The sequence below is a fragment of the Streptomyces sp. NPDC047974 genome (assembly GCF_040653375.1).
Lineage (GTDB): Bacteria > Actinomycetota > Actinomycetes > Streptomycetales > Streptomycetaceae > Streptomyces.
Genome location: NZ_JBEZNU010000034.1, coordinates 1 through 13,696 on the forward strand (window position 1 = coordinate 1; position 13,696 = coordinate 13,696).

13 protein-coding genes and 3 pseudogenes are annotated in these 13,696 nt (G+C 66.6%); 5 read left to right on the top strand and 11 right to left on the bottom strand.

Annotated features, from left to right (window positions below):
* Positions 1–542 precede the first annotated feature (542 nt).
* On the top strand, positions 543–701 hold the full coding sequence (locus tag AB0E19_RS32630; protein WP_362186650.1) for a hypothetical protein: 159 nt from the start codon (positions 543–545) through the stop codon (positions 699–701).
* Positions 702–1,483: 782 nt separating this feature from the next.
* Here AB0E19_RS32630 and AB0E19_RS32635 read toward each other — a convergent pair.
* Positions 1,484–1,750 (bottom strand): Tn3 family transposase, encoded by a 267-nt coding sequence (locus tag AB0E19_RS32635; protein WP_362186653.1) that lies wholly within the window; start codon positions 1,748–1,750, stop codon positions 1,484–1,486.
* An 8-nt stretch (positions 1,751–1,758) separates the two neighbouring features.
* Between AB0E19_RS32635 and AB0E19_RS32640 the strand changes: the two are divergent.
* A pseudogene (locus tag AB0E19_RS32640) lies at positions 1,759–2,033 on the top strand (transposase); the annotation flags it as partial.
* Positions 2,034–2,302: 269 nt separating this feature from the next.
* On the opposite strand, the gene AB0E19_RS32645 reads toward AB0E19_RS32640, so the two are convergent.
* The 4 genes from AB0E19_RS32645 to AB0E19_RS32660 all read right to left on the bottom strand — a co-directional run bounded on the left by AB0E19_RS32645 (position 2,303) and on the right by AB0E19_RS32660 (position 5,698).
* Positions 2,303–3,183 (bottom strand): IS5 family transposase gene (locus AB0E19_RS32645; RefSeq protein ID WP_362186656.1). Its coding sequence is split into 2 segments (ribosomal slippage): positions 2,303–2,730 and positions 2,730–3,183, totalling 882 coding nucleotides; the frame shifts between segments, so codons are not numbered across the junction.
* Positions 3,184–3,693: 510 nt separating this feature from the next.
* Entirely contained in the window at positions 3,694–4,641 is a 948-nt protein-coding gene (locus tag AB0E19_RS32650) for an oxidoreductase (RefSeq protein WP_362186659.1), read from the bottom strand.
* Entirely contained in the window at positions 4,638–5,243 is a 606-nt protein-coding gene (locus AB0E19_RS32655; RefSeq protein WP_362186664.1) for a TetR/AcrR family transcriptional regulator, read from the bottom strand. The genes AB0E19_RS32650 and AB0E19_RS32655 overlap by 4 nt, the downstream gene beginning before the upstream one ends.
* Positions 5,240–5,698 (bottom strand): ester cyclase, encoded by a 459-nt coding sequence (locus AB0E19_RS32660; protein WP_362186667.1) that lies wholly within the window; start codon positions 5,696–5,698, stop codon positions 5,240–5,242. The genes AB0E19_RS32655 and AB0E19_RS32660 overlap by 4 nt, the downstream gene beginning before the upstream one ends.
* A 485-nt stretch (positions 5,699–6,183) precedes the next feature.
* On the opposite strand from AB0E19_RS32660, the pseudogene AB0E19_RS32665 reads away from it, so the two are divergent.
* Both AB0E19_RS32665 and AB0E19_RS32670 read left to right on the top strand, forming a co-directional pair.
* Positions 6,184–6,426 (top strand): annotated as a pseudogene (locus tag AB0E19_RS32665) (hypothetical protein); the annotation flags it as partial.
* A gap of 196 nt (positions 6,427–6,622) precedes the next feature.
* Positions 6,623–7,660 carry a hypothetical protein gene (locus AB0E19_RS32670; protein WP_362186670.1) on the top strand — a complete coding sequence of 346 codons (1,038 nt, stop codon included), beginning with the start codon at positions 6,623–6,625 and terminating at the stop codon, positions 7,658–7,660.
* Positions 7,661–7,717: 57 nt separating this feature from the next.
* Here AB0E19_RS32670 and AB0E19_RS32675 read toward each other — a convergent pair.
* The 4 genes and pseudogenes from AB0E19_RS32675 to AB0E19_RS32690 form a co-directional block, all read right to left on the bottom strand.
* Positions 7,718–8,525 (bottom strand): annotated as a pseudogene (locus AB0E19_RS32675) (IS5 family transposase).
* A 128-nt stretch (positions 8,526–8,653) separates the two neighbouring features.
* Positions 8,654–8,878: a hypothetical protein gene (locus AB0E19_RS32680; protein ID WP_362186673.1), complete on the bottom strand. Its 225-nt coding sequence runs from the start codon at positions 8,876–8,878 to the stop codon at positions 8,654–8,656.
* A gap of 760 nt (positions 8,879–9,638) precedes the next feature.
* Positions 9,639–9,965: a hypothetical protein gene (locus AB0E19_RS32685; RefSeq protein WP_362186676.1), complete on the bottom strand. Its 327-nt coding sequence runs from the start codon at positions 9,963–9,965 to the stop codon at positions 9,639–9,641.
* A gap of 345 nt (positions 9,966–10,310) precedes the next feature.
* Positions 10,311–11,276: a winged helix-turn-helix domain-containing protein gene (locus tag AB0E19_RS32690; protein WP_362186679.1), complete on the bottom strand. Its 966-nt coding sequence runs from the start codon at positions 11,274–11,276 to the stop codon at positions 10,311–10,313.
* Positions 11,277–11,693: 417 nt separating this feature from the next.
* On the opposite strand from AB0E19_RS32690, the gene AB0E19_RS32695 reads away from it, so the two are divergent.
* Positions 11,694–12,434, top strand: a complete 741-nt coding sequence (locus tag AB0E19_RS32695) for an acetylhydrolase (protein WP_362186681.1) — start codon at positions 11,694–11,696, stop codon at positions 12,432–12,434.
* A 78-nt stretch (positions 12,435–12,512) separates the two neighbouring features.
* On the opposite strand, the gene AB0E19_RS32700 is transcribed toward AB0E19_RS32695, so the two are convergent.
* Together AB0E19_RS32700 and AB0E19_RS32705 are read right to left on the bottom strand one after the other, a co-directional pair.
* Positions 12,513–12,731 carry an IS30 family transposase gene (locus AB0E19_RS32700; protein ID WP_362186683.1) on the bottom strand — a complete coding sequence of 73 codons (219 nt, stop codon included), beginning with the start codon at positions 12,729–12,731 and terminating at the stop codon, positions 12,513–12,515.
* Between the two features lie 15 nt (positions 12,732–12,746).
* On the bottom strand, positions 12,747–12,911 hold the full coding sequence (locus AB0E19_RS32705) for a hypothetical protein (RefSeq protein ID WP_362186685.1): 165 nt from the start codon (positions 12,909–12,911) through the stop codon (positions 12,747–12,749).
* Positions 12,912–13,696 lie beyond the last annotated feature (785 nt).

Consider the following 13,696-nt stretch of genomic DNA (forward strand, 5'->3'; position numbering starts at 1 on the left):
GCTACGAGCGCAAGCCCGAGCACTTCCTCGCCTTCACGGCCATCGCCACCAGTCTCATCAACTACCGGCGACTCACCAAGTGAAACGAGGTCTAACGAGCCATGTACGTCCAGCGACAACCCGAGCGTGGAGTTAACAGGTGGCGCCCGTTCGGTCGGGACTGGTCCGGTGGCAGACGCTCTTTCCTTGATCTAGCCTGAGGAAAGGGGTAGTCGAGAAAATGAGTTCCGAACATCACCGGATTTCATCAACAAATTTCGACACGGCTCGGGCATGGAACATCTGCGCGCAGAGCTCAGATTGATCATGACTCTGCAGCCTATTTTCCCTAGTCGGGGCGGTGCTGCGGCAAGGGAGTCCTCATGTACGACGAGTTGGACACTGTGGATCCCATCCCAAAGGGATCTGAATCAAAATCCCAGATGGAGCCACGAGTCCTCGCCAGCTCCGTTGACCTCCTAGTACACTTTCGTACGTTCAACCCATACCAAAAATGGTTTGACTTCAATCTGCCCCCGTGTAAAAGCAGTTCCCTTATCGCCGTGACCGCCTTCGAAGTCAAGAACGGCTTGCCGATCCAGGGGTCCGCACCGATCTTCTGCATGAACACCATCGCACGAGATGGCAAGGTTTCCATGATGGTTTCTGTCGTCTGGGACACGCCCCTTCGCGTTGAATTCGATTTCATGATCTTCAACTAGGACTTGGCCAGCCGTGGGCGCCCCGCTCAGCAGTGGCTCATCAGTCAGAAACTCCACCGGCACGACCGGGCCGTAGCCAGCGGCGCCCGCAATGAACCGCACGATCCTCGTGCGCGGCCGGGGTGGAAGGGGCATGACCCAGGGCCTTGGCCGCACCAGAGGCAGCAGCGTTCCCCGACCGAGTCGGCGGGAGTGTCGTCCATAACCGGACGGTACGTCCGGCCTCGCCCGACAGCCAGGCGGCTGCAGCAGATCTCTCTTCGCCTACTCTGCGCGCATGAACAGCGAGATCCCCCTGCACGGGGGAAAGAAGGGCCAGCAGCACCGGGCGCCCCCGGACGATCTGCGGTCCTACTCGGTCAGCCCTGCCTCCTCAGTCACCGTGACGCGGGCCGACGGAACGACGGAGACCAAGGCGGCGAAATCTCCCCGCGAGACAGCGCCGGCGCCCCGGCGGCGCGGCCCGGCGGCGCTGCCCGGCGGTGTGCGCCATGTGCGCCGACCTCGTCGAGGGCACCGTCTGGGTCAGCCGCGGTAGGTGTAGCTCCAGGGCTCGGCCCCGAGCGCTTCCCTCTGCCCGATCCGCGCGAGCCCCCACGGCGCGTTCTCCTGCCGCAGGGTTCCTTGCTGGTCCATCCGTCGCCCTCCCCTTCTCGTCTCACCGCGGTCCGACTGCCCTCGTCTCAACGGCAGCACGACCGCTCGGGCACGTTACGGCACCTACTCCCTCCATGATCGTTCTTGGTGGAAACGACCGTGCCGATGTTTCCCGAGGCCGTACTTCATCGCTTCTGCATGGTCGATCGGGTGGCGGTGTCCACCGGGGTGCGGGGGCGGGGCACGGCGGCAGCCGTCCCCAGGTCGAGGCGCTTGTCCATGTCGAGACGGAACGTGCCGTACGGGTTGACGTTCGACCAGAACAGCGCGGTCAGGCCGCGCCGGTCCTCGTCGTTCGGCTTCTTCGCCCAGGCCGGTTCGGCCAGGACCTGCTGCACCAGCAGGGTGTTGACGTGCACGAGCGCGAACTGGAGCAGGTGCAGGGCGAGCATGGACGTCTCGGCGTGCCCTCGGCTGGACCTGCCCGAAGATCCGCACCCCAGAGGCAGCCGACCGATGGACCTGGCTGATCCTCGCCGCCTACACCCAACTCCGTCTCGCCCGACCCCTGGCAGCTGACCGGCGACGGCCCGGGGAGAAACCCGCACCTGTCGAACGTCTCACGCCCGCCCGCGTCCGCCGCGACTTCGGCACATCCGCCCGACAGCCACCTGCCCGGCCGGTGCACCGAAACCCTCCCGCCCCGGCCCCGGCAGGCCACCAGGCAGCAAGAACACCCGACCCACGACACGACGTCCACACAGTCCGCAAAACCGGCACCGCCACGTCCGGGAACAAGAAGTCGACGACCCCACGACCTCACCGCACAGGCTAAAGATCAAGTTAGGCCGCGTATCGAAAGTGGATCTTTATTCGTGAGACGGTGTGGTGACCGGGCTCGGGTATCGTCGTTCCTGGCTGCAATCCCGGTGCTGCAAAGACGGGCGATCGCGCAACGGAAGACCGGGAGTTCCCCTTGTGTGCGCCCGTACCAAACCTCTTTGTCACAACCACTCGTTGATGGCCGCGACGAGGACTGTCGCCTCGTGGCGGACCGCGAGTTTGTCGTAGCGCGTAGCGACAGCACGATGCCTCTTGAGGCGGTTGATCCCGCACTCCACCGCGTGCCGCACGCGGTAGTCGACCGCGTCGAAGCGCGGCGGCCGGCCACCGCGGGAACCGATCTTTCGGCGGTTGCGTGCCTGATCGGCCTTGTCGGGAATGGTGCAGCGGATCCCTCGGCGGCGCAGGTAAGCACGGTTCTTACGGGAGGCGTACGCCTTGTCCGCACGAACCCGGTGGGGGCGGACGCGTGGCCGGCCCGGCCCGAGGCGGGGCACGCGGACCTTTGCCAGGACGGGGACGGTTTCGAACTGCAGTGAGTCCCCGCGCTGCCCGGCGGTCACCACGATCGCCATGGGCTTTGGCCCTGCTCGACGGCCAGGTGCAGCTTGGTGGTGAAACCGCCACGTGACCGTCCCAGTCCGTGATCTCCGGGCTCTTCATGGACACCACCCGATGGTTCCTTCTGCAGCTCAGCCTGCCTTCGGGCGCCGGCCGCGTGCTGGTGGGCGCGGCAGACCGTGGAGTCGACGTTCAAATCCCACACGATCGCTCCCTTCGCGTCGGCTAGAAATTGAAGACGAGTGAGGATGCGGCGCCAGGTGCCGTTGCGTTGCCATCGGCGAAACAGGTCGTAGACGCGGTTCCACGGTCCGTACTCGGCCGGCACGTCCCGCCACGGAACACCGGTCCGGACTCGGACCCGTATGCCGTCGATCAGCTGCCGTCGAAACCAGACCGGTGGCCGCCCCGGCTTGGCCCCTCTCGGCAGCAATGGCTCCAGCGTTGCCCATTGCTCGTCTGTGAGATTTCCCCGACCCATGAACCGTGATCATGCACAGTCCAAGATCCACTTTCGATACACGGCCTAACCGCTTCGCGGTCTAGGACCATCCCCGCGGGCGCGGGGAGCAGCTGAGCTGGATCTCGGGAACGTCCCACAGCATGGGGCCATCCCCGCACGTACGGGCAGCAGGTCTTCAAGATGACCTTGGCTGCGGCGGCGTGGGGGCCATCCCGCGTGCGCGGGGAGCAGGGAACGGGAAGGCAGAACCGTCGTTGGAAGGGCACACATCGAGCAGCTTCCGGACGGCACGGCGATCACACTGGGGGTGTTCCTGAGCAACCAGAAGGCCAGGCATGACCGGCTGGGTGCGAAACAGCGGGCCGCCCTCGCCGAACTGGGCTACTCCTGGGCCGCGGAACAGTCCGGGCGCAGCTGGCGTTCCTCTGCGGTCGGGGGCGTCCGACGCACCGGCGGCATCCCGGCTCAACACCCTGCGCACTGGTGAATGCCCCCTGTCGCCACCCGGCGAAGAATCCGCGGCGCCCGTCAGTCGGCGGCGCCGTGCGGAGCGAAGTCGTATCGGACTCCCGTGAGCTGCTCCGACAGGTCCCACAGGCGGTGGGCCGTTTCGGGGTCGGTGGCGGATTCGGCCGGCTGCACGAGGGTGGGGTGCCCCTTGGCCTCGTTGCGTCCGTCGGGTCCGATGAACTGGCCGCCCTGGGCGTTCGGGGCAGCGGCCGCGTAGAGCTGGTTGAGCGCGCCCGTCTCGACGTCCTGGGCGACGAGCCGGTTGGTGACCTTGAGGATCGCCTTGAGCAGTCCGGTCGGGCCGGAGGACTGGAGGTTCGTGGCCGAGTATCCGGGATGGGCCAGGACGCTGCGGACCGGGACGGCGCTCGCACGCAGTCGCCGGTCCAGTTCCAGGCCGAACAGCACGTTGGCGTACTTGGACTGGGCGTAGAACCCGCGCGGTGTGTAGGAGCGTTGGCCGTCGAGGTCGTCGAAGTGGATGGCTCCGTTCTTGTGCAGGGTCGAGGAGACCGTCACCACACGCGGATCCCGTCCGGCGCGCAGCCGCTCCAGCAGCAGGCCCGTCAGAGCGAAGTGCCCCAGGTGGTTGGTGCCGAACTGGGCCTCGAAGCCCTGCTTGGTGAGGGAGCGTGGCGGCATCATGATCCCCGCGTTGTTGACGAGTACGTCCACGGGTGTGTCGAGGGCGCCGGTGAAAGCGTGGACCGAGTCGAGGTCGGCCAGGTCCAGGGCGCGCAGTTCCACGGCGGATCCGGGGAGCTCTGCGCGGAGCCTGTCCAGTGCGGCTGTGCCTTTGTCCGTGTTTCGCGCGGTGAGGATGACGTGGGCGCCGTGGCGGGCGAGTTCCCGTGCGGTGACGTAGCCCAGGCCGCTGTTGGCACCGGTCACCACGACCGTGCGGCCGGTCTGGTCCGGAATGTGGTCGGCCGTCCACCGGCCGGGGACGTCGAGGGCTGTGGTCATCGGGCGCCTCCATCTGATAGCTGCGGGGTGCGGAGCAGGTCGTCGACGCTTGCCGCCAGCAGCCGGTGCAGGTGGGCGCGGTCGACGGGGAGTTTGCGGATGGCGTGCAGGGCGGCGAGGCCGTGCGCGGTGGCCCAGATGCGGGCGATGCGGTCGTCGTGGGGGTCGGTGATTCCCAGGGCGTCCGCGATCACGGCGCCGACCTCGGCGCCTTCGGTGACGGTTTCGGCGGCGGGCACGTGGACGCCGCCGAGGCCGTACATCACCTGGTAGACGTCCGGCTCGTCGAGCGCGAAGTCCAGGTAGGCGGCCGCCGCGGCCTGGACCGAGGTACCGGACGAGCGCATGCCGGCGGCGAGCCGGACGAACCCGTCCTTGACGAAGGCCAGCAGGATGTCGTCGCGGCCCTTGAAGTAGCGGTAGGCGTAGTTGGCGGAATAGCCGATCCGGTCGGCCAGGCGGCGCATGCTCACCGAATCCCATCCATCGGCGCGGGCCATCTCACGGGCGGCCTGCAGGATCTCGGCCCGCGCTTCGGCACGTTCCCGCTCCCGGCGCTGCCGGGAAGGAGAGGGCTTGGGTCCCTGCTCGGGAGGTGTCATGCCGCGTCGCCCTCTTCCCGGCTCCGCAGTCCGGCGGGCTCACCGGGCATGTCCATCGGCGCCAGCAGGCCCAGCTGGGTGAAGAACTCGACGGTGTTGAGCTCGTCCCAGTGCTCGACCGCCATGCCGTCGTCCCGTACCCGCCAGATGTCCAGCGACCGCATCTCCACCAGCCGGCCGGTGGGCTCCTCCCCGAGCAGCGACCCGAGATGGGTCGCACGGTAGGTGAACCTGCCGGCCACCCGGCTGCCGTCGACCATGACGTCCTCGAGGGTCACACGGGTGTCGGGGAAGGCGGCGAACCAGCGGCCCCAGAAAGCCCGGTTGGCCTCCCGGCCGTCCTCGACGTAGGGGTTGTGGTTGACGTACTCCTCGGCCACGAAGCCGTCCACGGCATCAGGGTCGTGACCGTTCATCAAAGCGGCGAACGCGTGCGCAACAGTCGGGTAGGACATCAGAACCTCCGATCATCGATGTGGTTACACCGTACACGATGTGTACGGTGTAACCAATCGTTGACCGGCCCTGCCGGACGACGAGTCGGATCCGCTGACCACCCGAACTCACCAGCCCACGGCTCAGCCAGCACCTCGGCGCCCGTCCCCACCGACCAGCCCGACAACCCCTCCCCCCTGCCGCATCGCGGGACACGACCAGCCGCGACCACTCCACCCCGCGCCAGCACACCACCTCCACGAATACCGCCCCACGACAATGAGCCCCACCCCGAAAACAGACCATCACCAGCACGTCCGGCCGGGCCACGGAAGCCTTCCACAAGGACCTCCAAGCGCTACACACACGCCATGCCAACCACCTGGGATACGAGATCGACCTGCACCGCGTACACGCCACACCCCCCTCAGCCAGCCCAGCTCAACGCCCCACCACACGGCGAACATCCCTGCCGCGGCCCATGAAAAACCGTGCCGCCCATCAGTCGGAGAGCATCGAGCGGGGGATCTTGGCTGGCTTCGAGACCGACGTGCTGGAAATCCGGGACCCCTCGCCCGTCCTCGGGCTGTCAGAGGAGACGCTGCAGGGCCGACGACTGGCCCTGCTGCAGACCGCGCTCCTGGAGCACGCCGCGCGGCACAACCTCAAGACAGTGATGACGTTCCACCAGCGGATCGAGGAAGCCCGCGCGATCGCGGACAAGCTGCCGCAGACGGCAGATGAACTGCGGTCGCCGAACGAGCCGTTGCTGCCTGAGACGGCGCCGAGCAGGTGGAGGGTGTCGGCGTCCGCGTGCAAGTGCACAGGGCGGTACGCGGAAACGTGCACACCTCGTGCTGTGCGATGCAGAGTCCCAGTGGCCGTCCAGCAGCGGAGCCATCCGCCTGCAGACGACTTGCCGGCGGGTCGTAGACTCGCGCGCCATGGAAGAGACACTCGAGCTGGGGACCATCATGTGCCCGTCCGGGACCCTGGTGCTCATTGACGGTGGCCACCTGGGACTGTGGAGCGGGGACCGGTCGCCGGCAGACATCGATCCGGCTTCCTTGGGTATCGAGGACGCTGCCATGGCCGCCGACGTCACAGGCGCCATTGACTTCATGGTCACCGGGCCGGACGCTTCCGAAGCCGTCCGGACCTTTGGCCGGCAGCCGGGCTCCAGGCTCCATGACATCCCGGCCTCGAAGGCTGCCGAGTTCGAGGCGACGTTCAACAGTCACCGCCGGTCTGCCGGCCTCGACGCCCGGCTGGAGTCCCTGCCGATCCGGGAGTCCCATGCCCAAAGGGCCCGCCGGACGGGCGAAGAGGGCGGTGGCAGCTTCTTGATGTTCGGGGTTCCCGTCGTTGCCGTAGGCGGCGTACCCCGCGGCCGGCACCTGCCCGTGCTCGCTACACGGGTCGACCACGGCGACGGTGTCGGGGAACACTGGTCCGAGATCTCGATCCGCATGGGTGAGGGCCAGGTGACGTCATCGGTTTCCCTGGGTGACATCGGCGTGGACTGGGCACGGGTACTTTTCGGTGATGTCGACGCCTTGAACATCTGGCAGCACGATGAGCCGGTGGACGGCCTGGCCGATGTGGCGTTCTGGGGTGCCGCGGCAGACGAGGCGACCGCCACGTTTGCCGCACCCGAACTGGGCGAGCCCGGCGAGGATGGTGTTCGCGGGTGGACTGGCCTGCCCATCGCGGAGGCCATGGACAGGGCACGCGCTCTGTTGAGATGGAAGGACGAGACCGGACGGCGCATGGCGGTGGACTTCCGGCCTCACTCCCATCACTGGCAGATCATGCGCGAGGTACGTGCTTCGCACGTCGAGGCCGGATCCATGGACCTCGGTGATGCCCGAGTGCTGTGCGCGATGACGACCTGGGGTGACGGCTACTTCCCGGTGATCGCCGATCTGGATCCGTCGGGTGACCTCCTCGCAGTGCGCGTGCGATTCTCCGACGCTCCCTGAAAGGCCAGCCCAGAGTGCGCGGGATGGGTACATAGCGCCATACCTCATCGAGCACTTTCATCCTGAATAGCTGCAGGTCAACAGGGTGTGGACGGCCTGGACGATGGTGCTGATGCGTCGGGTGGAGCATCTGGCCCGGCGGAGCAGTCGCCAGGACTTCAACTGCGCGAAGGCACGTTCGCCGGGGGCTCTGAGGTGGGCGTGGTCGCGGTTGAACTGCTGGTAGTGAGCGGGCTGTTCGCGGTGGTGGTAGTCGGGGGTTCGGAAGGTGGCCCCGGCGCCCTGATAGGCCCGGTCCGCGAGAACGAGGATCTGCCGAGTCAGGCACGCTTGGACGATGCCATGGGCCCGGGCCGCGGTCAGATCGTGGGTCCGGCCTGGTGTCGCGCGGGAGCACCAGAGCGGTGTGCCGTCGGGGCGGGCGATGACCTGCACGTTCATGCCGTGCTTGCGGTGCTTCATGGAGTAGTACGGCTCGTTCGCGGAGATGCGGTCGATGGGGATCAGGGTGCCGTCAACGATGACGTGGTCGCCTTCACCGAGGCCGGTGAGCGCTTCGTGGAGGCCCGGCGCCCAGCCGGCCAGTACGTCCAAGGTCTCGTCTACGTACCGCCAGGCGGTGGCCTGGGATATCCCGAAACCGGCTCTGAGCTGCGAGAACGTCTCGTTCTTCCGCAGGTGCACCAGGGTGAGCAACGCCTGCTGGAAGCAGCCGAGCTTGCGCCAGCGGGTGTTGCGGGCCCGGCGATGTTCGTGCAGCAGCCAGGCGACATGCTCGACGAGCTCATGCGGGACGTCGAGCGTGGCAGGATACGGAACCAATCAGGGCCCCTTCGGTCGCCGGTGTGATGAGTGGAATCACCACGCCAACGACAAGGGGCCCTGCCTCGTCACCATCCCCACTGACCAGCCCATTTCACCCTCCAGCACAGGATGAAAGAGGCTCAATTAGGGGATGGGCTCAATCAGCTCATCCCCTAACGTCATCGAGAATCAACCCTGTTCGCGTCTCTTTACCTCGTCGAGGGCAGCGAGCACAGCTTGCTTGTCCCATTCTGAACTGCCCCCCTCTTCCGGGGCATCGGCGATCACCGCCCCCAAGAGGCTGACGAATTTCGGCAGCTCGCCACCACGGCGAGAAAGGATGTCCGCCAACCTTTCTTCTGCTTCCCTCAGATCTCTTTCTGCGTCACTTTCTCCTGGCGATGGTGATGCCATGAGCTTCCCCGCCTTCCTTTTCTAACTGACCGTAGGCGCTTTGCGCCGTTCGGTTCGTTCTGCGGGCCCGGACAGGACAGACTGGTTAGCGCTGTCCCGTAACTCCGAAAGCTGCTTGCCGTTGTCTGATTCGACTTGGTTGATCGGGTAGCTGTTGGAACCGCGGGTCAGTACAAAACCGGACGAGATGATCCGAAAGAGGCGATCCGCTGGCCTCTGTGCCGAGTTACGGGACAGCGTTTAACCCCGACGACTGTCCAGCTGGAATGAGGGGATGTCGGTCGCGAATTCAACGTCCCATTCCCCTTTGCTAAATCCGACAAAAGGCAGTCGGATGCATTGGGTGGTCGAGACCGAAGGTGGATCGGAAATAGTCACAAGCCGCGCGTCACCGCTAGCCCCGGGGATAGAATCGGCAGTCTTCCCGATCCTCATGGGAGACAGTGCCTAATCCCCCGCGCCCGCAAGGCTGACAGTATCGAGGCTACGGAATACGGCGTTACGTCAGCACGCCCTGATTGAATAATGCAAAGTTGAATTGCGTAACAGAGTTGCCCACTCGCAATCACATAGGGAAGAGGTCGTGAGAACTGCCTGACTAAAAGGTCATGCAACCTCCTTGCGCCTTTCCGCTGCACTTTAACGCTGCCGCGCCTTTTCAAACGCAATTGGACGGAGCAGAAGCCTGCGAAAAGGTCAGTGACTGGATCGTCCAGCAACTCCAGAACCGCTGGGATGGCACCCTGTCCAGCAGGGGCGGCTATTTCAGCAAGGCGGCTTTTATCGTGTAGTCTGCCCCGTCCACACTGTATTGAAGGAAGAACGGGATGCCGGGCGTCTGATTTGTTACGGGATTCCATCCGAGGAAGTCATCGCCTTCGACGTCCTGCTCGTATATCTCTATATTGACCTGTTGGTCATCGCCATAAACTATGGTGTCGATGCTAGAGATGTCTACCGTCTGCCCGTCGGTTATCCTGCCTGACCACCTGGTGACTCCATCGACGCGGATGTAGATGTCGTCCATTCCTGTGGCGTCTTCAGTCTTGCGGCAGCCTAGGCTGTACAGTTTGAGTTGCCTTGCCATGGCTCGCCCCTGTCGAATCGGTCCATGTGGTGGAATCTCAGACTCTGAGGTGATTCTGAGATTCCGAGACAACCGCACTTGCCGGGCTGGGAAAAGCCTACCTCGATCCAACCTGGATGAGTTGACAAGTGCATCGTCGTCGGCTGTGGATCTGTTCTTTCAGGATGCGTCATGTGAGCGGTTCCTGCATCAAGACCGGCGCTGTGAAGCGCCGGTCAGTGAAACTGCGTAGTCGGCATGTTGGTCCTGAACGGCCTGTGTCCCTCGGGCACCCTAAGACCTTCTCGGCGAACGTGGTCAGATACTTCACCTGAGTGGCGATCGTTGGCTCCGTCTTGTGGTGAACTACGGCGGCCAAGCGCCCGCAACCAACGTGCCGAGGGCCGTGCGCTGGTGGGTGACCGAGCGGCCTGCGCGGGTCGTCGTCGCCATGCCTGCCGATCTCAGCGCGGCCGCGTGGGACGAAGCCGTCGCGTTGCTGACGTGGAGAGCGCGGGCCAGGGATGTCGTGGTGTGAGGTTCTGCTAGGAGGCGCAGGGCGTCCAGCCGGGTGCGGCCCAGGATCGCGGCAAGGGCCTCGGCGGAGACGACCGGGCCCCCCGCGGTGGGCGGGAGCCCGGGACCGGCCGGGTACGTCAGGACCGCGGGATGGCCCGGGGTGTCCTGGAGAAGTGGGCCCGCCGGGTGGTGGAAGGTGGGCAGCAGAACCAGGCCACGCCCATTGAGGCAGACGTCGCGGTCCGGCGCTGTGCCGGGCCATTCCCACACGCCCTCGTGGAGCCGGCTGCCCGGGGCCAGGGCGGTCAAGGCGGCTGCCACGCCATGCTCGGCGACCGTCAGGGCGTAGCGGGTGAATTCCTCACGGTGCAGATCCTGCACGACGGACCAGACCGGGGCGAGGACCGTCTCGAACGCGGCCTGCTGGGCGCGGTGCAGGGTGTGCCAGGCGGTCTCGTCGCCCGCGTGCAGGCCCCGGATCCAGCGAGGAGCGGGCGCCGCCCCGTAGACCCGCTCCAGCTCGACTCGGACGAGACCGGGGCTGGTGGCTCGGATTTGTTCGAAGCCATCGGACATGGTGTCGCCGATGACGTCGAGGAAGGAGGGCGGGCGGCCCGCGGGAACCAGATCGGCGAGCGGGCTGCTTGCGGGTGGGAGGGAGCGCAGGATGCGGCCGCGCCATGGCGCGTAAAGCGGCCCGCCACGCTGGGTAACGGCTGTGGTCAGGGCTGCGTGCAGTTCCTGGAGCGGCGCCGGGCGGGGTGCGAACCGGATATGGGCGAAGTCCTCCGCGGTGAAGTGGACTCGCAGCACTCGCACAGCTCCTCGTCCTGGGCCAGCCTTTCGGCCAGGGCCTGAACCTTCGCGTCGTGACGGCCCCGCACCAAGGATGTTCGTATGACTTCTCGACGCACTCTTTTGAAGGGCACCCTATTCGGGAGTGCCGCCGCCCTGCTGCCCACGGCTGCGTCCGCATCCGGTGGCGGCCCAGTCCTCCGGCTGCCCGCACCCGCCGGCCCGTACCCCGTCGGTATGCGGACGGTCCATCTGACGGACCCGTCCCGGACCGATCCATGGGTGGGCGTTGTGCGGGAGTTGATGCTGACCGTCCTGTATCCGGCCCGATCGGTACACGGGTTCTCCCGGGCCCCTCAGCTCACCCCAGCCGAGGCAAGAGAGTTCGCCGGCCTCGCGCCCCACATCCATCCCGGACTGCCGCAGCCTGGAATGGTGGACTGGGGTTCGATCCTCACCCACGGGCACGTGGGCGCGCCGCCGCTCCCCGGGCGACGGCCGGTGCTGATGTACTCACCAGGCGGCGGTGACTCCCGCACGCTCGGCACCACCCTCGCCGAGGACCTGGCGAGCCACGGGCGAGTGGTCGTCCTCGTCGACCACCCCGGTGACGCTTCCCAGGTGGAGCTGCCGACCGGGGTGCGGACGACCGTCCTGTTCGGGCCACCGGACCCGGCAACCTTCCGCACGATGGTGGACACCCGGATCGCGGACCTCCGGCTCGTCCTGGACCGGCTCAGCGACCTTCCGCTCGCCCCGGTCATGGACTCCCGCCGGATCGGGTTGTACGGGCACTCCGCAGGCGGCACGGCGGCGGTGTACGCGGCCCGTGACGACCGCCGGGTCGGCGCGGTGGCGAACCTGGAGGGCTATCTCGACCTGTACCCGACGCTGGCCGGCCTCGACCAGCCGCTGCTGCTGTTCCGCACCGACGGATTCGACGGCGCCGCCCGGATCGAGTCGTCCTGGGCGGGCCTTCCCGGCCACCGCGTGCTACTCCCCGACGCGAACCACTGGGCGTTCACCGACTACGGCTCGCTCGTCCCACGACTCCAGACTTCCGGCCTCGTGACAGCGACGGCGCGAACCGCGCTCGTCGGTACCGGCGACCCTGCGGTGACACTGGCTGAGGTACGGCGCCGGATGGGGACCTTCTTCGCCCGTCATCTGTCGTAACAGGATTACAAGGCGGCGGCGAGCCGCCCGCTCCAGCTCACAGGTGCGTCGGTCGCCTGTCGGCAAACGATGGCGAGCTCAAGCGGGGCCGTGGGTCTTGCGCGGACGGTGGTTGAGCTCGTGGGCGATGGCGTCCAGGCCAGCCTGGCTGAACATGCGGAGGTCCGCGCCCTTGGGGAGGTACTGCCGAAGCAGCCGGTTGGTGTTCTCGTTGGTGCCACGCTGCCAGGGGCTGCGCGGCTTGCAGGGGTAGATCGGCATCCCGGTCTCGGCGGTGATGGCCCGGTGCTCGGCCATCCCGCGGCCCCGGTCCTAGGTGAGGGTTCGCCGCAGCTGGGGCGGGATGCCGAGGAGGCTTCGGGCGAGGTTCGGTGTGACCTGCTCGGCCTTGATGCCGTCCGGCGGCGGGACGATGGCGGTGTAACGGCTGGTGCGCTCGGCGAGCGTGGCGACAGCCGAGGGCCGGGTGCCCCTCACGAGGTCCCCCTCCCAGTGGCCGGTAACCTTCCGGCTCGCCCTGCATGACCAGCCGATGGGACCATCCCCGCGCGTGCAGGGAACAACCGTTGTTACCCGTCACCCACTGATGGGTCTCGGGTCCATCCCCACAGGGCACAGGGAACAGCAGACCCCCGGAACCCACCGCCACCGACCACGGGCCATCCCCGCGAGCGCAGGGAGCACACTCTGGCCGTCGCGCCCGAGCACGTCACGCAGGGGCATCCCCGCGCAAGCGGGGAACAGTACTGCGTCAACAAGTACGGAGCCCGTTTCCCGGGGCCATCCCCGCAGGCGCGGAGAGCAATGAGCTCAGTCCTACCCGACACCAGCCCGCCCCAAGCAACTTTCACCGAAACGGATAAACACTCGCAATAACCGGATAACCACCCATGGAGAGCACCGTGGTGAGTAGCCCCGCGCATGGTGAGCCCCGTGGTGAGCAACCGCGATGACCGCTCCCCCACTCACCACATCCACCGAGCACAGCGACCCAGGCGACCGAAGAACCGACACACCCACCACCAGAACCCCACTTCACACCCACACCCGAAGGCAAGCCCCAACAGCGCGGAACAAAGGACGTGGACGGCTGCCGCGATCTCGAGGTGGCGACCATCCCAGCCTGCGCGGGGAGCAGGTCGGCCGCAGGCTTGCCCCCGAAGCAGTGACCATCCCCTCACATGCGAGAAGCAGATGTCACCCATGCCGTGCGCGACGCCCGGGAAGGCACTCCGCAGGTGCTGGGAGCAGACTTCAACGGA